Below are 965 nucleotides of genomic sequence, written 5' to 3' on the forward strand. Positions count from 1 at the left end.
ACGTCAATTGCTAGTTTGTAACATTCCAAATTTTGCTAGATTATTCGTCATGACAAGTGCCTCGATCTGTGCTTGCAATCCCACCAAACTACGAGCATAAGTCTGTTCGCTTCCCAAGAGTTTCAATTTAGCAAATGAAGTCTCAATAAGGCGACGCGTCCGCTTACGGGCTGACCGATTATGCTGTTTTGCACCTTTCATATTTGAACGATACGGCGTCCAGATGTCGTGACCTTGTTGCTTAACCTTACTTCGTAAGTCTTTACCGACGTAGCCGACGTCAGCTAGAATTTGTGGACAAGGGCAGTTTTGAATCAATTCTGGAGCAGCCTTAACGTCATGGATTGAAGCTGGTGTCACTTCATAATCGAGAATCAGGCCGCTAGGTTCTACGATCATGTGAACTTTGAAACCATAGAAGTACAGCTGTTTCGTAGCGTTATAGCCAATGTTAGCAATCCCAGCAAACAAGCGAGCTCGAGCATTACGAACCCCTTGACAAAGCGGGAGCGGATAACTATCGATAATGGCTGTTTGGGAAGGCGTAGTCCACGTTAGCAATCCTCGGCGAATTGCTTGAAAAACTGGTGTGACCTGGTTAATCCGACGGATTAGGCGGGAATACTCCAACAAGGGTAACGAAGGGATCGTAGCTTGCACTAAATCGTAAAAGGCCGTCCAAGTTGGAACATGATATTGCGTTTTGAGGAGCATTAGGGCCATTATCTCAGCGTCAGATAGTTTGACGTGTTCAATATTGCGCCGTTCCATAAATTTTCGTGGGACAAAATCTTGCATCAACTGTTGTAATTCAGAACAAGTGTAGGCAAAAACCGCTTGAAAATCATGGCGATCATAACTAGACTTAAAGTAGCTTAACAAGGCAAAGACTCCTTTTTTAGTCTACTTTGAGTCTAACCTTGTTAGGCTTTTTTTGTTAAATGTTACGAACTAGCAAATCGCGT

The 965-nt window shown here is 43.6% G+C and carries 1 protein-coding gene; it reads right to left on the reverse strand.

The genetic code is table 11. The features are described from left to right. Window positions 1-3: 3 nt before the first annotated feature. A complete protein-coding gene (locus tag QOS06_RS10645; protein WP_152700266.1) occupies window positions 4-882 on the reverse strand; it encodes an IS982 family transposase in 879 nt (292 codons plus the stop codon). Window positions 883-965: the final 83 nt, after the last annotated feature.

The organism is Limosilactobacillus sp. DJ3M12 (assembly GCF_947381695.1).
Taxonomy (GTDB): domain Bacteria; phylum Bacillota; class Bacilli; order Lactobacillales; family Lactobacillaceae; genus Limosilactobacillus; species Limosilactobacillus kinnaridis.